This is a genomic window from Pseudomonas sp. HS6, from assembly GCF_023375815.1.
Classification (GTDB): Bacteria; Pseudomonadota; Gammaproteobacteria; order Pseudomonadales; family Pseudomonadaceae; genus Aquipseudomonas.
Genome location: NZ_CP067412.1, coordinates 4,898,520 through 4,915,787, shown reverse-complemented (window position 1 = coordinate 4,915,787; position 17,268 = coordinate 4,898,520). Strand labels below are relative to the sequence as shown.

The window sequence follows — 17,268 nt, the reverse complement described above, 5'->3', positions numbered from 1 at the left end:
CCGGTGGTTCAGATCCGGACTCAAGGTGAAAGGGATGTTGGGCAGTGGGCGAAAAATCGTCAATTCGCCAAACCGGCATTGTGTTCGATAATCGCACGCAAAACTAACCGGGTAGTACAGTTTAAATTGCTCAATGAAAAACCGGGACCAATAATTCGCTCACCTTATAAAAACGGCGCAATCCCCGTAGCCGACGTCTCCACCGGGAGTTGAAACATGCAGCGATCCATTGCCACCGTTTCCTTGAGCGGAACCCTGCCGGAAAAACTCGAAGCCATCGCCGCCGCCGGGTTCGACGGGGTGGAGATTTTCGAGAACGACCTTCTGTACTACGACGGCAGTCCCCGGGAGATCCGGCAGATGTGCGCCGACCTCGGCATTGCCATCACCTTGTTCCAGCCGTTCCGCGATTTCGAAGGCTGCCGCCGCGATCGTCTGGACCGCAATCTGGAGCGGGCCGAACGCAAGTTCGATCTGATGCAGGAACTGGGCACCGACCTGGTGCTGGTGTGCAGCAACGCTTCCCCCGACAGTATCGGCGATCAACAGATCCTCATCGATGACCTGCGCCTGCTGGCCGAACACGCTGGTGCCCGTGGCTTGCGCATCGGTTATGAAGCGTTGGCCTGGGGCCGTCACGTCAATACTTATCAACAGGTCTGGGACATCGTGCGCCAAGCCGATCACCCAAGCCTCGGCGTGTTGCTCGACAGCTTCCACACCTTGTCGCTCAAGGGCGATCCTCGGGCGATTGCCGAGATTCCCGGCGACAAGATTTTCTTCGTGCAGATGGCCGACGCGCCGATTCTGGCGATGGATGTGCTGGAGTGGAGCCGGCATTTCCGCTGCTTCCCGGGGCAGGGCGAGTTCGATCTGCCGGGCTTTCTCGCGCCGATCATCCAGAGCGGCTACACCGGGCCGCTGTCGCTGGAAATCTTCAACGACGGCTTCCGTGCCGCGCCGCCTCGGGCCAATGCGGCTGACGGTCTGCGTTCGCTGCTGTATCTGGAGGAGAAAACCCGCCAGCGTCTGGAGCAGGAAATCCGCCCTGTGGATAACCGCGAAATCCTCTTCGAGACGCCGAAGGCCAGCGCCTACAACGGCATCGAGTTTCTTGAGTTTGCCGTGGACGAAGCGCTCGGCGCCAAACTGTCGAACTGGCTGGAGCGACTGGGCTTCGTCAAGGCCGGACAGCATCGCTCCAAGAGCGTCAGCCTGTTGCGCCAGGGCGATATCAACCTGATCCTCAACTCCGAACCTTACTCGTTCGCCCACAGTTTCTTCGAGGCACACGGCCCGTCGCTCTGCGCCACCGCCGTGCGGGTCAAGGACAGCGCCAGTGCGCTGGCCCGCGCCGTCGCCTATAAAGGTCAGCCGTATCGCGGACTGGTCGGCCCCAATGAATTGGAGCTGGCAGCGGTGCGCGCGCCGGATGGCAGCCTGATTTATCTGGTGGGCGAAGAGGCGGATGTTTACGGCACCGATTTCAATCTGCTGCCGAATGCTGTGGCTCGCGGCGGCCTCAAACGCATCGATCACATGGCCATGGCGCTACCGGCAGACAGCCTCGACAGTTGGGTGCTGTTCTACAAGAGCCTGCTGGATTTCGAGGCCGACGACGAAGTGGTGCTGCCGGATCCGTACGGTCTGGTGAAGAGTCGAGCGCTGCGCAGTCGCGACAGTTCGATCCGTCTGCCGCTGAACATTTCCGAGAACCGCAACACCGCGATTTCACACGCGCTGTCGAGTTATCGTGGCTCCGGGGTGCATCACATCGCCTTCGATTGCGATGACATCTTTGCTCAGGTCAGCCGGGCCAAAGAGGCGGGCGTGCCGCTGCTGGATATCCCGCTCAACTATTACGATGACCTCGCGGCGCGTTTCGACTTCGATGACGAGTTTCTCAGTGAGCTGGCGTACTACAACGTGCTTTATGATCGCGATGCTCAGGGCGGCGAGTTGTTCCATGTCTACACCGAGCCGTTCGAAGGGCGATTCTTCTTCGAGATCATCCAGCGCAAGAACGGCTATGCCGGCTATGGCGCGGCCAACGTCGCGGTGCGGCTGGCGGCGATGGCCAAAGCACGCAGTGGCGCTGTTCGCCAGGCGAAGTTGTAGGAAATTCGTAAACGCGGGATTAAACACGGGTCGCGCAGCTTCCTTCACCGGGGCGCGCGGCCCATAATCGCCAGCCTGTGCAGTGATGGCCGTGAGCCCGCAATGACAATGACTTCAGAACTTTCCGCAGCCCCCGTTTTACCAGCGGTAGAGCCGCGCAAGAGTCGCAAGAACAACCCGGAAAAAACCCGCGAAAACATCCTCCAGGAAGCGATCGTCGAGTTCGTCCAGCAGGGCCTGTCCGGTGCTCGCGTGGACGCGATCGCCGAGCGCATCCACACCTCCAAGCGCATGATCTATTACTACTTCGGCAGTAAGGAGCAGTTGTACGTCGAGGTGCTGGAGAAGCTCTACGGCGATATTCGCAGCACCGAAAACCGTCTGCACCTGGCCGAGCTGCCGCCGGTGGAAGCGATCCGACGCCTGGTGGAGTTCACCTTCGATCACCACGACCGCAACGTCGATTTCGTGCGCATCGTCTGCATCGAAAACATCCACAACGCCGAGTATGTGAAGCGTTCCGATGCGATCAAGGCGATGAACAACACGATCCTCGATTCGCTGGGCGAAATCCTGGCGCGGGGTGCCGCTGAAGGTGTATTTCGCACCGGGCTCGACGCGCTGGACGTGCACCTGCTGATCAGTTCGTTCTGCTTCTATCGCGTATCGAACCGCCACACGTTCGGTGAGATCTTTCAGATCGACCTGCCGGACGAAACCATCAAGCAGCGTCATCGCGAGATGATTTGCGAGTCGGTGCTGCGTTACCTGCAGGCGTGATCGGTATTGAGGGGGCGTCGCCCCCTCATGGTTTTATCCTTTCATGCTTTGAAAGTGCGCCAGCATTCGCTGCGCATCCGGCGCCACGCCGCTGAACAGCTCAAACGCCTTCACTGCCTGAAACACCGCCATGTTGCCGCCATCCAGGGTTCGGCAACCCAAGGCGCGGGCGTTGCGCAGCAGCTCGGTTTCAAGCGGGAAATACACGATCTCCGCCACCCACAATTCTGGACGTAGCAGCGCCGCCGGCACGGGCATGCCCGGCAATTTGGCCATGCCCATCGGCGTGGTGTTTACCAGGCCATTTGCCTGACTCAGTGTGCTCGCCAGATCATGCCCGGCAATCGCCCGGCCAGCGCCGAAATGCTGATTGAGGTTGTTCGCCAGACTTTCCGCGCGCTCGACGTCCACATCAAAAATGCTCAGTTGTTGTACGCCTTCGCTCAACAAGGCGTGGGCCACCGCCGCGCCTGCGCCACCGGCGCCCATCTGGACCACCCGTTCGCGGGCAACGTCTGGCAGGCCGCGACGAAAGCCTTCGGCGAAACCCAGGCAATCGGTGTTGTGGCCGACGCGCTTGCCGTCCTTCAGCACCACCGTGTTCACGGCGCCGATGCCCCGGGCTTCGGGAGACAGCTCATCGAGCAGCGGAATGATTGCCTGCTTGCACGGGAAGGTGATGTTCAGCCCGGTGTAGTTCATTCGTTCGGCGGCTAGCAGCAGGTCGGGCAGGGCGTTGCTGTCCAGTTGCAGTTGATCGAGATCGATCAAACGGTACAGGTAACGCAGACCCTGTTCGTCGCCTTCGTGTTCATGCAGCGCCGGGGTGCGGGACGCCTGGATGCCGGCGCCGATCAGCCCGGCCAGTATCACGTTGTTGCGGTTCATGCGGTTCGCCCCTTCAGCCGCTGGCTGAAATGTTCCAGGGCCAGGCGATAACCGTGGCTGCCGAAGCCGCACATCACGGCCGTGGCGATGGCCGAAACGAACGAGTGATGACGGAACGGCTCGCGCGCGTGGACGTTGGACAGGTGCACTTCGATCACCGGCAATTCGCTGGCGACCAATGCGTCGCGGATCGCTACCGAAGTGTGTGTCCAGGCGGCCGGGTTGATGACGATGCCGGCGCAGCGTTGTCGGGCGCCGTGAATCCAGTCGAGCAGTTCGCCTTCGTGATTGGTCTGGCGAAATTCCACGGCCAGGCCGAATTCTTCGGCGGCGCGGCCGCACAGGGCAGAGATGTCGGCCAGGGTTTCGTGACCGTAGGTCGCCGGTTCACGGGTGCCGAGCAGGTTCAGGTTCGGGCCGTTGAGCACCAGAACGATAGGGGGCATTGGGGCAAACTCCACTTATTGTTTTTGGCTTGGGTCGAGGGTTTCGACCTGTGGAGTTAAATTGTACTAGCTAGTTACTTTAAGCAATTGCTCTGCATCGACAGCCCTGTTTTGTGTGCGGTGATCGCACACTGGCGAGAGTCAGCGCGGCAATTGCTCCACCAGAAAATCGATGAAAGCCCTGACGCGCAGCGGCATGTGGCGATTCTGCGGATACAGCAAAGTGAACGGCCGCGAGCGTCCGCTGTAGGGTTTGAGCACTTCCACCAGTGAACCGTCGGCCAGTTCCTTTTCGACGATGAAGCGATAGGTCTGGAACAACCCGGCTCCGTGTTTGGCCAGGGTCACGCCGCCGAGTACGTCATCGGAACAGCAGAAATTGCCTTCGGCGAGAATTTCCCGTGGCGCGTCTTCGTCGTAAAACAGCCAGGTGATCCGCCGCCCGTTGCTCGGCAACTCGTACTGGATGCATTCGTGCTGTTCGAGGTCTTCAAGGGTCTGCGGCGTGCCGGCACGTTTCAGGTAATCGGGGCTGGCGACCATCACCAGCCCGGCATCTTCCAGGTGCCGTGCGATCAGGCCTGAATCGGGAATGGCCCGCACGCGGATAGCCATGTCGTAACCCTCGCCGACGAAGTCGATGTTGCGGTTGCTGATGTGCATGTCGACCTTCACCTGAGGGAAGCGCGCGCGAAAGGCCGGCAGCAGCGGCAGGATCCGATGATGGGCGTAGGTTGTAGGAATACTGATGCGCAGGGTGCCGGACGGTTCCTGCTGCTGGCCCATGGCTTCCCGTTGTGCCTCGACCAGTTGCGCCAGCGCCTGACGGCATTCTTCGTAATAGCGCCGGCCGCTGTCGGTCAATTTCACACTGCGAGTGGTGCGTGCAAACAGGCGTACGCCGAGACGTTCCTCCATGCGTGATACCGAGCGGCTCACCGCCGCCGGCGTCACCGAAGCCGCCTGCGCCGCCCCCGTGAAACTGCCGCACTCGGCGGCCAGGCAAAACAATTCGATGCTGCCCAGCCGAAGATCGTCGAAGTGTCGCTGCATGATTGATTACACCGGGGAATGAGTCTTCGTATGTAGCAAATGCGCAGCCGCTGCGAAAGAACTGCTTACCATTTTGCGCGGGGCTTTTGCGGTTCCCGCACTAGGCTCGGAAGGTAGCGGCGATAGCAGGCGTTGGCGCCGATGGTCGGATTTGCCAGGGAATGGCAAGTGTTGAAACTTTAAACCTAACGGATGGGTAGCATGAAGGTATGCAGTTACAAAGGACTGTCAGTGGTGATCATGTTGCATGACGAGCATTGTCCGCCCCACGCACATGTGGATGCAGGCGTCTGGAGCGCGCGCTTCAAATTCAGTTTCTGGCACAACGGCGTTGAACTGTGGGATGTGGTGCCGTTGTCGCACCGACCGCCGGTTGCCCTGCTTGAGGGGCTGCGCCAGTCGCTGCGTGAAACCGATCATCTGCGGCGAGCCCGCTGGATCTGGTGGACACGTTTGCGAACGGCCTGCCTCGACAATCAATGGTGGGACGGGCAGTCGAACCAGGTGGCGGTGCTGCGGGAAGTGACCAGCACCAGTTTCAGGATTGGATCGGCGTATTACGAGCCGGAGGTCAACAAAACCCTGTTGGATCTGGTCGGCGCATACGAAGGAGTGGAAATAGAATTATGAAAACAGTCAAAGCCGCGCTGCACGCCGATCGCCCCGTTACGCAAAAGCGTCTGGACGAGGCTGTCGACCGTGGTGGCGTGCGCCGTCGCAGCAGCCTGCAAGCCGTGTCGGTGGCCTTTCAGAAACCGTGTCTGGTCATCCACTTTGAAGACGACAGTGGCGTGTTGCTGCCAGTGAATCTCTACCGCGAATTCGATGATTTCGAACCGGAAGACTTCACCGGATTGAACATAGGCTTTGCCGGCACCGCCCTTTGCCATGACGGCAAGGACTTGCAGGTTTCCATCGCCGGCATGATCTCGGCCAGTCAGCCATTGATGGCTATGGCAGCCTCGGTGATCGCCTCCCGCAATGGTCGTCAAAGCAGCACCGCGAAAGCTGAAGCTGCACGGGCCAACGGCAGGAAGGGCGGGCGCCCGCGCAAGATCGATCCCGTGCCATGAACAGGCACAAAAAAGCCGTCGATCAGGACGGCTTTCTTGTTTCTGGCACTTGCGATCAACGTCGAGTCAACAGCACGCCGGATTCCATGTGGTGGGTCCACGGGAACTGGTCGAACAACGCGCAGCGGGTGATGCGATGCGTGTCGTGCAGTTGGGCGATGTTGGCCGCCAGGGTCTCCGGGTTGCAGGAGATGTACAGGATGTTGTCGAAGCGACGGGTCAGTTCGCAGGTGTCCGGGTCCATGCCGGCCCGTGGCGGGTCGACGAACACGCTGCCGAACTCGTAGCTCTTCAGGTCGATGCCGTGCAGGCGACGGAACGGGCGAACTTCGTTCAGGGCTTCAGTCAGCTCTTCGGCGGACAGGCGCACCAGCGTGACGTTATCCACAGCGTTTTCGGCCAGGTTGCTCAACGCGGCGTTAACCGACGTCTTGCTGATTTCGGTGGCCAGCACTTTTCGCACGCGAGTCGCCAACGGCAGGGTGAAGTTGCCGTTGCCGCAATACAGCTCAAGCAAGTCGTCGCTGCGATCGCCCAGTGCTTCGTAGGCCCAGTTGAGCATCTTCTGGTTCACGGTGCCGTTGGGCTGGGTGAACGCGCCTTCCGGCTGGCGATAGCTGAAGGTGCGGCCGCCGACTTCCAGTTTCTCGACCACGTAATCGAGGCCGAGCACTTCGCGCTTGCCCTTGGAGCGACCGATGATGCTGACGCCCAGGTCCGCCGCCAGTTTGGTGGCCGCCGCGTGCCAGTGCTCGTCCAGCGGACGGTGATAGCACAGGGTGATCATCGCGTCGCCGGCCAGAGTGGTCAGGAACTCCACCTGGAACAGCTTGTGGCTCAGCGCTGCACTGGCCTGCCAGGCCGCCTTCAATTGCGGCATCAACTGGTTTATGCGCAGGCTGGCGATCGGGAACTCTTCGATCAGGATCGGCGTGCGCTTGTCGTCCTGCGCGAACATCGCGTAGTGACGCTCGCCACCCTCGCGCCACAGGCGGAATTCGGCACGCAGGCGGAAGTTCTGCAGCGGCGAGTCGAACACCGTTGGCTCCGGTGCATCGAACGGGGCCAGCAGGTCACGCAGGCGTGTGACCTTGTCTTCGAGTTGTGCGGCGTAGGCCTGGGAATCAAAAGTCATGCGTTGAACCAACCCAACTTGATCACGAACAGAATCGACAGGATCACCAGCGCCGGGTTCAGCTCACGGGCGCGGCCGGACAGCAGTTTGATTGCTGTCCAGGCGATGAAGCCGAAGGCGATGCCGTTAGCGATGGAATAGGTGAATGGCATCGCCAGGGCGGTGACCACGACCGGCGCGGCGACGGTGATGTCGTCCCAGTCTATTTCCGCCAGGCCCGAAGTCATCAGCACGGCGACGAACAGCAGTGCCGGCGCGGTGGCGAATGCCGGAACACTCGATGCCAGTGGCGAGAAGAACAACGCCAGCAGGAACAGAATCGCGACGACGACGGCGGTCAGGCCGGTGCGGCCCCCGGCACTCACGCCCGCAGCAGATTCGATGTAGCTGGTGGTGGTCGAGGTGCCCAGCAGCGAACCGGCCATTGCTGCAGTACTGTCGGCGATCAGCGCACGGCCCATTTTCGGCATGTGGCCGTCCTTGCCCATCAGGCCGGCGCGCTTGGCGACGCCGATCAGGGTGCCGGAGTTGTCGAACAGGTCGACGAACAGGAAGGCGAAAATCACGCTGACCAGACCGATGTCCAGTGCGCCCTTGATGTCCAGTTGCAGGAAGGTCGGGGCCAGCGAAGGTGGCATCGAGGTCACGCCGCCGAACGGGGTGAAGCCCATCACGATCGAGACAATGGTCACCGCGAGAATGCCGATCAGCACCGCGCCGCGCACTTTCAGGGCTTCAAGGGCAACGATCAGGGCGAAACCAAGGGTGGCCAGGATCGGTGCCGGTTGCTTCAGGTCGCCGAGGCCGACCATGGTCGTCGGGTTGCTGACCACGATACCGGCGTTGTGCAGGGCGATCAGCGCCAGGAACAGGCCGATACCGGCGGCAATCGCCGAACGCAACGGCAGCGGGATGCTGTTGATGATCCATTCACGGATGCGGAAGATCGACAGCAGGAAGAAGCACACGGCCGAGATGAACACCGCACCCAGCGCCACTTGCCAGGTATGGCCCATGTGCAGCACGACGGTGTAGGTGAAGAAGGCGTTCAGGCCCATGCCCGGCGCGAGAGCGATCGGGTAGTTGGCGATCAGGCCCATGACCGTGGAGCCGATGGCGGCGGCAAGGCACGTGGCGACGAACACCGCGCCTTTGTCCATGCCGGTCTCGCCGAGGATGCTCGGGTTGACGAACAGAATGTAGGCCATGGCCAGGAAGGTCGTGACGCCCGCCAGAATCTCGGTCCGCACGTTGGTGTTGTGTGCCTTGAGTTGAAACAGCCTTTCCAGCATGTCTGCTCCCCGTGGCGCGCGTGGCGCCGTGAATGTATCGACCTCAACAGCAAAGCACAGACCGTCGCAAGCGCCTGGAAAATTGTGGTGGGCCGGAAAAAGCCGCGCATCATACCAGCAGCGTGAGGAATATGGCGGATGTTGGTATCGATCGTCGGCGAAGTTTTGTGTCGCGGCCAAACCGGCCATACTGCGCGCTGATTTTTCGGGAATGGATCGCATGAACAAGCATTGGATGAACGCCTGCGGGTTGATAGCACTGTTGCTGGCCGGGGCACCCGCTGCATTCGCTGCGTCGGCATCGCCGCTGAGCGAGGTGAAAGTCATCAAGGTTCAGTCGGCGTCCTGCGGGCTCGAGGACATTACCGATGGCCAGGTGCAGACCCGTTGCGATCACAGCGCGCCGGGCATCAAGGTCTATGTGCTGGAAATCGGCTATGGCCAGAGCCAGCCCCAGGCTGCACTGGATGGTTTTGAAGTGAACGGCACGCGAAGCCCGGTATGTGCCTTCGATAACGGCAATCTGACCGAGTGCACGCCCGGCAGCAAAACCGTTGGTTCTCTCTATACCTTCGATCTGGCAGGTCGGCAGGAGGGCACTTTCACGTTCAGCAACACATCGATCAACGCCCCGCGCAACACGATGTCGACCCAGCTTTACATCAAGTAACGGCTGTCGCGAACAGGGCAGGTCAAAGCTGACTACGCTTTAAAGATCACCCAGCGGATGTCGCCCATGACCTTTAGAGCCCTGATCACCCTCGCCGAGGGCATCGATGATCTGCAATGCGTGACCCTGATCGACGTTCTGCGCCGGGCCGGCGTCGAAGTGGTGGCGGCCAGCATCGAGGGCCGGCGTATGCTCACCTGCGCCCGAGGCACGCGACTGACTGCCGACGGTATGCTCATTGATGTGCTGGCCCAGACCTTCGACCTGATCGTCCTGCCCGGTGGCATCGTCGGCGCTCAACATTTGGCGGCCCACCAGCCCCTGCAGCAACTGCTCAAGGATCAGGCCAGCGCTGGGCGACTGTTCGCCGCCATCGCCGAATCCCCTGCGATCGCCCTGCAAAGCTTCGGCGTCTTGCGCCAAAGACGCATGACCTGTTTGCCCGCCACCAGCCATAACCTCTCTGGATGCACGTTTGTTGATCAATCGGTAGTTGTGGACGGCAATTGCATTACCGCCCAAGGTTCCGGCGCCGCGCTGGCGTTCGCGTTGGCGCTGGTCGAGCAACTGGTGGGCAAGGCCGCCAGAGCGAAGGTAGCGGGGGAGTTGCTGGCCTGAGAGCGTCAGGCGTGAGCGACGATTCGCTGAATGGCTGGCTGCTCACGATGTTCGGCTTGCCAAAGGTCGTAATCGGTTTGAACCCCTAGCCACATACGAGCCTTGCCAATCCCCGCGCGCTCCAGACGGACGGCCAAATCCGGGCTGATCGGCGCATGCCCGTGCAATACACGAGAAAGGTGAGGGCGGGCGAATCCAAGATGCCGAGCCAATTCGGTAACGCTGATACCTAATTCCGGCAATACATCCATCAGCAGTGTTTCACCGGGGTGTGGCGGGTTGTGCATGGGCATGAGCCTGCCTCCTGTCAGTGGTCATCCAGATAGTCGATCAGTTCGATATCCGAACCTGCAAATCGAAAGATAACCCGCCAGTTCCCGGACACACTGAGTGACCAGTACTCGCAAAGCTCCCCTTTCAGTGGATGCAGACGCCAACCGGGAAGGTCTAGATCCCCGGGGACCGCTGCCCGATCCATGAACTGCAGCATGCGCGATAGCCGTTTAGCGTGATCGGCGTGAGTCCCGCGAGTCGAACCAGTTTCATAGAAGCCACGAAGGCCTTTGTGCTGAAAGGATTTGATCATGCGGCGAGTGTAAGGTGATACGTTACACTCAATGCGGTATCTATGTACCGCATCTTTTCGAGTTGATTGTGCTTGGAGGGGGGCTCCGCTGATGGAACCCGTGCAGCTAGGCTTTCACCTCTTCCACCGGCACATGCATCCGGTCGCGATTGGCCAGGGTCGGGAACAGTTTGATCCAGGTCCCGGTTACCACCAGCGTACCGATCCCGCCCATGACCACCGCCGGCACGGTGCCGAACCAGTGGGCGGTGAGGCCGGATTCGAATTCACCCAACTGGTTCGAGGCGCCGATGAACAGGCCGTTCACCGCGCTGACCCGGCCGCGCATTTCGTCCGGGGTTTCCAGTTGCACGAACGAGGCGCGAATCACCATGCTGATCATATCCGCCGCGCCCAGCACCACCAGCACCGCCAGCGAGAACCAGAACGACGTCGACAGACCGAAGGCGATGGTGGCCACGCCAAATATGCCCACAGCGGTGAACATCACCCGGCCGACGTTTCGCTCGACGGCAAACCGCGCCAGGAACAGCGACATCATCAACGCCCCCACCGCCGGCGCCGAGCGCAACAGCCCCAGCCCCCACGGCCCGGTCAGCAGGATGTCCTTGGCGAACACTGGCAAAAGCGCCGTGGCGCCACCGAGCAGCACGGCGAACAGGTCCAGCGAGATAGCGCCGAGAATGTCCGGGCGGCTGCGAATGAAGCGAATCCCTGCCAGCAACGAGTCCAGCGTTGCCTTGCCTTTGTTCAGCGGTGTCTGCCGCGCGGGCAGGTTGAGCATCAACGTGCAGGCAATGACATACAGAATGACCGTCGGGCCATACACCCACACGCTGCCGAAGGCGTAGAGCAGACCGCCCATCGCTGGTGCGACGATGGTTGCCGATTGCTGCGCCGACTGCGCAGCGGCGACGGCCCGCGGGAACAGCGTGCTGGGCACGATGCTCGGCAACAGGGCCTGAGTGGTCGGCAGTTCGAAGGAGCGTGCGGCGCCGAGCATAAACGCCAGGATAAAGATCATTTCCCGGGTGACATGGTCGGTGGCGCTGCCGATGGCCAGCGCCAGGGCGATCAAGGCCTGTAACGACTGGCAAATCGCCGCGACCTTGCGCCGGTCGTAGCGGTCGGCGACATGCCCGGTGTGCAGCATGAACAGCACCCGCGGAGCGAATTCCACCAGCCCGACCAGACCCAGGTCGAGCACGTTGCCGGTCAGTTGATAGAGGTTCCAGCCAATCGCCACGGTGAGCATCTGGAAACCGCTGGCGGTGAAGACCCGGGCAAACCAGAACGCAAGAAAGGGACGGTGGTGACGTAACAGCAAGGGCTCTTGGCTGGGCATCGGCGGGCCGGTCTTGATCGAGGGGAACCGCGAGATTATCACCAGTCTGTAACAGGAAGTTGCCATGACAAAAAATTTAGTTAGCCAGACATCGATTTTCCGGCACCTGAACATCAATTCTCGTCAGCGATGTATTTCAGGGCGTTGCCAGGACTCTGAGGCAACTTGTCACGCGGCAAAAGACCACGCGGTTCCCCGTCGGAAATGGGACTACTCTTTCAACGTTGATTGATCCAGATCAAGACCCTTCGCGGAACCGATCCCGGACCCATCGGCAGACTCCCTGCGTCGCGATGCCTGTAAAAAGAAGAACGAATCCGAGTTCGCCGCACTCCATACCCGTGGGGGCAGTGGTTCAAGGCCGCCAGCCTTGGAACCGTTATCTGATAGAGGAAAGCTTATGTTCGGTTTAGAGGCACTAGATCTCGCCCGAATTCAGTTCGCGTTCACCATCTCGTTCCATATCCTGTTCCCGGCGATCACTATCGGTCTTGCAAGCTACCTCGCGGTGCTGGAAGGCCTGTGGCTGAAAACCGGCAACGACACCTACCGCGATCTCTACCATTTCTGGTCGAAGATCTTTGCCGTCAACTTCGGCATGGGGGTGGTCTCGGGCCTGGTCATGGCCTATCAGTTCGGCACCAACTGGAGCCGCTTCTCGGACTTCGCAGGTTCCGTCACCGGGCCTTTGCTCACGTATGAAGTGCTCACGGCGTTCTTCCTCGAAGCCGGTTTCCTCGGCGTGATGCTGTTCGGCTGGAACAAGGTCGGACGCAAGCTGCACTTCTTCGCCACGGTCATGGTTGCCATCGGCACGTTGATTTCGACGTTCTGGATTCTCGCCTCCAACAGCTGGATGCAGACGCCGCAGGGCTTCGAAATCGTCAACGGTCAGGTGATTCCGACCGACTGGTTTGCCATCATCTTCAACCCGTCCTTCCCGTATCGCCTGATGCACATGGCGACGGCGGCGTTCGTGGCGACCGCATTCTTCGTCGGCTCCTCTGCGGCCTGGCACCTGCTGCGTGGCAAGGACAACCCGGCGATCCGCACCATGCTGTCGATGGCGATGTGGATGGCGTTGATCGTTGCACCGATCCAAGCGGTGATCGGCGACTTCCACGGCCTCAACACCCTCAAACACCAGCCGGCGAAAATTGCCGCGATCGAAGGCCACTGGGAGAACCACGGCGACGAAGCAACGCCGCTGATTCTGTTCGGCTGGCCGGACATGAAGGAAGAGAAAACCAAGTATGCGGTGGAGATTCCGTACCTCGGCAGCCTGATCCTGACGCACTCGCTGGACAAGCAAGTCCCGGCGCTCAAGGAATTCCCACCGGAAGACCGGCCAAATTCGACCATCGTGTTCTGGTCGTTCCGGATCATGGTCGGCCTCGGTTTCCTGATGATTTTCACCGGTCTCTGGAGCCTGTGGCTGCGCAAGCGCGACACGCTCTACACCTCGCGGCCGTTCCTGTACCTGGCGTTGTGGATGGGGCCGTCTGGTCTGATCGCGATCCTGGCGGGCTGGTTCACCACTGAAATCGGTCGTCAGCCGTGGGTGGTCTACGGGCTGATGCGCACGGCGGATGCGTCGTCCAACCACAGCTTCATGCAGATGAGCATCACGCTGATCATGTTCGTGGTGGTGTATTTCGCGCTGTTCGGTGCGGGCCTGGGCTACATGATGCGCCTGGTGCGCAAAGGGCCGAAAACCGACGAAGGCAAGGAAACCAACGACGGTGGTCCTGGCCAGAAACGCACACCGGCCCGTCCGTTGTCCGCTGCCGACGACGATGGCGCCGAACACGACCGCAGCCTGACCAAGGAGATTTGAGTCATGGGTATTGATCTTCCGCTGATCTGGGCCGTGATCATCATCTTCGGCATCATGATGTACGTGGTCATGGACGGTTTCGACCTGGGGATCGGGATTCTCTTCCCGTTCATCCCGGGCAAAGTCGACCGTGACGTGATGATGAACACCGTCGCCCCGGTATGGGACGGCAATGAAACCTGGCTGGTATTGGGCGGCGCTGCGTTGTTTGGCGCGTTTCCGCTGGCCTATTCGGTGGTGCTGTCGGCGCTGTACCTGCCGCTGATTTTCATGCTGATCGGGCTGATTTTCCGTGGCGTGGCGTTCGAATTCCGCTTCAAGGCCAAGGACGACAAGCGTCACCTGTGGGACAAGGCGTTCATCGGTGGTTCGGTGGCGGCGACGTTCTTCCAGGGCGTGGCGCTTGGCGCGTTCATCGATGGGCTGCCGGTGGTCAACCGGCAATATGCCGGCGGCTCACTGGACTGGCTGACGCCGTTCACGCTGTTCTGCGGCGCTGCGCTCGTGGTGGCGTATGCCTTGCTCGGTTGCACGTGGCTGATTATGAAGACCGAAGGCAAGCTTCAGGAACAGATGCACAACCTGGCGCGCCCGCTGGCCTTCGTGCTGCTGGCGGTGATCGGTGTCGTCAGCCTGTGGACGCCCCTGGCTCATCCGGAAATTGCGACGCGCTGGTTCAGCATGCCGAATCTGTTCTGGTTCATGCCGGTGCCGATTCTGGTGCTGGTGACGATGTACGGTCTGATCCGCGCGGTGGCACGCAATGCCAACTACATGCCGTTCCTGTTGACCCTGGTGCTGATCTTCCTCGGCTACAGCGGTCTGGGCATCAGCCTGTGGCCGAACATCGTGCCGCCGTCGATCTCGATCTGGGACGCCGCCGCGCCGCCGCAAAGTCAGGGCTTCATGCTGGTGGGCACGCTGTTCATCATCCCGTTCATCCTGGGTTACACCTTCTGGAGCTACTACGTGTTCCGCGGCAAGGTCACCCACGAAGACGGCTATCACTAGGCGTGATCACGATGGCGCCGACGGCGGCGCCATCTCCCTCAACCGGAGGATGAAAGCATGACCGGCAAACATTCCCTGCACGACATTGAAGAAGCCGAAAAAAAGCCGCTGTGGCAGCGGCTCGGCTGGTTGGCCATGATCTGGGTCGGCAGCGTCGGTGCACTGTTCATCGTCGCCAGCCTGATGCGCATGTTCATGAACGCCGCAGGCCTGACCACGCATTGAAACTTCCCATCCCGCTGCCTTGCGGCACGGATTTTTGACCCTCCGACCGGAGGGTTTTTTTTGTCCGGGTTATTTGCGCGCCTTGAGGATCACGAATTTCGGCGTGGCCGCGACTTGCTCGACACCCCGGAACAGCCGCGCCAGTTTGCTGTGATAACCCAGGTGACGGTTGCCGACGATGTACAGCGCACCGCCAACCACCAGCGCTTCGCGGGCCTGCTGGAACATGCGCCAGGCCAGGAAGTCGCCAACCACCTGTTGCTGGTGGAACGGCGGGTTGCACAACACCACGTCCAGCGATTGGGCTTCCTGGCCGGCCAGGCCGTCGCCGGCGCGCACGATCACTTCACGTTCTCCCAGTGCCGCGCGCCAGTTTTCGGCCGCGGATTGCACGGCCATGAACGACTCGTCCACCAGCGTGTAATGCGCGTCGGGGTTTTGCAGCGCGCTGGCGATGGCCAGTACGCCGTTACCGCAGCCGAGGTCGGCGACTCGTGCCGCGCCGAGATTTTTCGGCAGGTGCGGAAGGAAGGCGCGGGTGCCGATGTCCAGCCCTTCGCGGCAGAACACGTTGGCGTGATTGAGCAGTTCGATGGCCGGCTCGTCGAGGTGATAACGGGTCGGGTAGGGCGAGACGGCCGGTGCCTTGGCCTCGGGCGTGGCAATCAGCAAGCGTGCCTTCTTCATCGCCAGCGACGCCTGAACCGGACCGATGTAGCGTTCCAGCAGATCGCCGGCGGCGCGAGGCAAATGCTTGACCATCGCCGCAGCCACCACCTGCGCACCGGGCGCCAATTGGCCTTGCAGGCGAATCAGTTGTTCTTCCAGCAGCGCCAGGGTTTTCGGGACGCGGATCAGTACCCGGTCGAACGGCCCGATTAACGGCTCGCTGGCAGGAATACCGCGAATAGCATCAAACACCTGGCCATTGCGCAGCAGATTCTTTTCCAGGCCCTGAAACGCCAGGAATGAATCGCCACTGGTACTGACCTGCACTTTGCCCGAGAGGCTGATGGCCAATGCGCCGAAACTGTCGTTGAGCACCAATACTCGGGTATCCGCCGGCAGATTCTGTTCGGCCAGATGATTGAGCAGGTATTCGTCAGCCGCATCGAAGGCTTGCAGCGGTTCGTTCTGCTGTTCGGGCTGGCGGATCAGATCAAGCTGGGCGAAGGGCGTATCGAGCAAAGGCATGGGGCGGGGACTCTGGGTAATCGACGGGTGTCCCGCGGCCCTGGGAATCGTGCGGCGGAACCGTCCGAGTGGACAGCGGCGCGAAGTCTCGCGTCATCACTCAGGAAGGTCGCAAATGGTACTTTTTTTTCGACTGTATTACTTGCCTGTTTTCGGGGGCGCCGACTAGATGATCCCTGCCTTGGTGGCGGCGATGACGGCGGAGATCTTGTTGCAGACATTCAATTTCAAAATCACGTTTTGCACGTGATAGTTAACGGTGCGTTCGCTAAGGCTCAGGATTCTGGCGGTTTCATAGGCTGTTTTACCGGATGCACACAGTTTCAACACTTCAACCTCCCGAGTTGACAGGCGAGGCGCTCGGGCCTTGGCCGGTCGCCTGGGAAGCGTGTGCGCGAACAATTCGGCGAGATGGCTGGTGACGTAAAACATGTAGCCAAAATGTTCATACAGCTCGATCGCACTGATTGGACAGTGGGGGCGGGCCAGGCTGAGAATGCTGCACAGACCACTCTCTTCGTGATGAAACGATTGCGACCAGCCGTATTGCAATCCCTGTTCTTGCAACGCTTCCCAAAGGGTTGGCGTATTTGAAAATAATTCCTTGCTCCATGATATCGGCAGCATTGAGTGATTGCAGTGTGCTATTATCGGGTCAACTTTACAGTAACTATTTTCCTCGTACTGTTTGTTCCACATTTCGGGATAGTTATTGATATTCAAGGCTTTGGGTAATGCCTCGCGATCAGTCGATGTGACTGATATTCCGCAAAACTTGAAGCCGATGTTTTTAGCAAATGTCAGCAGAATCGGGTAGGCCGTTTCAATTCTTGTTGAGAATGTCACCTGTTGTATCTGCCGCTCCTTCCACAGTTCCATTTGAAGAATCTCCGAAAGTATTTCACTGGGGTGTGATCTTGGATCCAAGAGTCAGTCACGGAAACGAGTGTAGGACTCTTCCTGCATGGATGTTTGGATTTTTTTGCTCTTAATGGCT

The 17,268-nt window shown here is 60.3% G+C and carries 19 protein-coding genes; 9 read left to right on the top strand and 10 right to left on the bottom strand.

The genetic code is table 11. The features are described from left to right. The first annotated feature begins 216 nt into the window (after window positions 1-216). Window positions 217-2,118 carry a 3-dehydroshikimate dehydratase QuiC gene (gene quiC / locus JJN09_RS22270; RefSeq protein WP_249483798.1) on the top strand — a complete coding sequence of 634 codons (1,902 nt, stop codon included), beginning with the start codon at window positions 217-219 and terminating at the stop codon, window positions 2,116-2,118. A gap of 102 nt (window positions 2,119-2,220) precedes the next feature. Then, window positions 2,221-2,898, top strand: a complete 678-nt coding sequence (locus JJN09_RS22265; protein ID WP_249483795.1) for a TetR family transcriptional regulator — start codon at window positions 2,221-2,223, stop codon at window positions 2,896-2,898. A 33-nt stretch (window positions 2,899-2,931) separates the two neighbouring features. On the opposite strand, the gene JJN09_RS22260 is transcribed toward JJN09_RS22265, so the two are convergent. The 3 genes from JJN09_RS22260 to JJN09_RS22250 form a co-directional block, all read right to left on the bottom strand. Continuing rightward, on the bottom strand, window positions 2,932-3,786 hold the full coding sequence (locus JJN09_RS22260) for a shikimate dehydrogenase (protein ID WP_249483793.1): 855 nt from the start codon (window positions 3,784-3,786) through the stop codon (window positions 2,932-2,934). Continuing rightward, on the bottom strand, window positions 3,783-4,232 hold the full coding sequence (aroQ, locus tag JJN09_RS22255) for a type II 3-dehydroquinate dehydratase (RefSeq protein WP_039771771.1): 450 nt from the start codon (window positions 4,230-4,232) through the stop codon (window positions 3,783-3,785). Before aroQ ends, JJN09_RS22260 begins: the two co-directional genes overlap by 4 nt. A gap of 141 nt (window positions 4,233-4,373) precedes the next feature. Then, the gene (locus JJN09_RS22250) at window positions 4,374-5,285 is read right to left on the bottom strand and encodes a LysR family transcriptional regulator (protein WP_249483791.1); all 912 of its coding nucleotides are present in this window, start codon (window positions 5,283-5,285) and stop codon (window positions 4,374-4,376) included. A 201-nt stretch (window positions 5,286-5,486) separates the two neighbouring features. On the opposite strand from JJN09_RS22250, the gene JJN09_RS22245 reads away from it, so the two are divergent. After that, the gene (locus tag JJN09_RS22245) at window positions 5,487-5,915 is read left to right on the top strand and encodes a DUF4160 domain-containing protein (RefSeq protein WP_249483789.1); all 429 of its coding nucleotides are present in this window, start codon (window positions 5,487-5,489) and stop codon (window positions 5,913-5,915) included. Beyond that, window positions 5,912-6,358 (top strand): hypothetical protein, encoded by a 447-nt coding sequence (locus tag JJN09_RS22240; protein WP_249483787.1) that lies wholly within the window; start codon window positions 5,912-5,914, stop codon window positions 6,356-6,358. Before JJN09_RS22245 ends, JJN09_RS22240 begins: the two co-directional genes overlap by 4 nt. A gap of 55 nt (window positions 6,359-6,413) precedes the next feature. Here the strand turns inward: JJN09_RS22240 and trmA are convergent, their stop codons facing one another. Both trmA and JJN09_RS22230 read right to left on the bottom strand, forming a co-directional pair. Beyond that, window positions 6,414-7,493, bottom strand: a complete 1,080-nt coding sequence (gene trmA, locus JJN09_RS22235) for a tRNA (uridine(54)-C5)-methyltransferase TrmA (protein WP_249483785.1) — start codon at window positions 7,491-7,493, stop codon at window positions 6,414-6,416. Further along, the gene (locus JJN09_RS22230; RefSeq protein WP_249483783.1) at window positions 7,490-8,785 is read right to left on the bottom strand and encodes an NCS2 family permease; all 1,296 of its coding nucleotides are present in this window, start codon (window positions 8,783-8,785) and stop codon (window positions 7,490-7,492) included. The genes trmA and JJN09_RS22230 overlap by 4 nt, the downstream gene beginning before the upstream one ends. A 220-nt stretch (window positions 8,786-9,005) precedes the next feature. Between JJN09_RS22230 and JJN09_RS22225 the strand changes: the two genes are divergently transcribed. Continuing rightward, window positions 9,006-9,455 carry a DUF4879 domain-containing protein gene (locus JJN09_RS22225; RefSeq protein ID WP_249483781.1) on the top strand — a complete coding sequence of 150 codons (450 nt, stop codon included), beginning with the start codon at window positions 9,006-9,008 and terminating at the stop codon, window positions 9,453-9,455. A gap of 66 nt (window positions 9,456-9,521) precedes the next feature. Continuing rightward, window positions 9,522-10,073 (top strand): DJ-1 family glyoxalase III, encoded by a 552-nt coding sequence (locus tag JJN09_RS22220; RefSeq protein WP_249483779.1) that lies wholly within the window; start codon window positions 9,522-9,524, stop codon window positions 10,071-10,073. A gap of 5 nt (window positions 10,074-10,078) precedes the next feature. Here JJN09_RS22220 and JJN09_RS22215 read toward each other — a convergent pair whose 3' ends face one another. The 3 genes from JJN09_RS22215 to JJN09_RS22205 form a co-directional block, all read right to left on the bottom strand. After that, window positions 10,079-10,366 (bottom strand): HigA family addiction module antitoxin, encoded by a 288-nt coding sequence (locus JJN09_RS22215; RefSeq protein ID WP_249483777.1) that lies wholly within the window; start codon window positions 10,364-10,366, stop codon window positions 10,079-10,081. A 14-nt stretch (window positions 10,367-10,380) separates the two neighbouring features. Then, window positions 10,381-10,659 (bottom strand): type II toxin-antitoxin system RelE/ParE family toxin, encoded by a 279-nt coding sequence (locus JJN09_RS22210; protein ID WP_249483771.1) that lies wholly within the window; start codon window positions 10,657-10,659, stop codon window positions 10,381-10,383. Between the two features lie 106 nt (window positions 10,660-10,765). Further along, window positions 10,766-12,004, bottom strand: a complete 1,239-nt coding sequence (locus JJN09_RS22205; protein ID WP_249483769.1) for an MFS transporter — start codon at window positions 12,002-12,004, stop codon at window positions 10,766-10,768. Between the two features lie 400 nt (window positions 12,005-12,404). Between JJN09_RS22205 and JJN09_RS22200 the strand changes: the two genes are divergently transcribed. From JJN09_RS22200 to JJN09_RS22190, 3 genes are read left to right on the top strand one after another with little or no spacing between them, the layout of a single operon-like run. Beyond that, window positions 12,405-13,841: a cytochrome ubiquinol oxidase subunit I gene (locus JJN09_RS22200; protein ID WP_249483767.1), complete on the top strand. Its 1,437-nt coding sequence runs from the start codon at window positions 12,405-12,407 to the stop codon at window positions 13,839-13,841. Window positions 13,842-13,844: 3 nt separating this feature from the next. Next, the gene (gene cydB, locus JJN09_RS22195) at window positions 13,845-14,852 is read left to right on the top strand and encodes a cytochrome d ubiquinol oxidase subunit II (RefSeq protein WP_103303629.1); all 1,008 of its coding nucleotides are present in this window, start codon (window positions 13,845-13,847) and stop codon (window positions 14,850-14,852) included. Between the two features lie 57 nt (window positions 14,853-14,909). Then, a complete protein-coding gene (locus tag JJN09_RS22190) occupies window positions 14,910-15,077 on the top strand; it encodes a DUF2474 domain-containing protein (protein WP_007950992.1) in 168 nt (55 codons plus the stop codon). A 69-nt stretch (window positions 15,078-15,146) separates the two neighbouring features. Here JJN09_RS22190 and JJN09_RS22185 read toward each other — a convergent pair whose 3' ends face one another. Next, entirely contained in the window at window positions 15,147-16,271 is a 1,125-nt protein-coding gene (locus JJN09_RS22185; protein ID WP_249483764.1) for a class I SAM-dependent methyltransferase, read from the bottom strand. Window positions 16,272-16,436: 165 nt separating this feature from the next. Further along, a complete protein-coding gene (locus tag JJN09_RS22180; RefSeq protein ID WP_249483763.1) occupies window positions 16,437-17,150 on the bottom strand; it encodes an autoinducer binding domain-containing protein in 714 nt (237 codons plus the stop codon). Window positions 17,151-17,268: the final 118 nt, after the last annotated feature.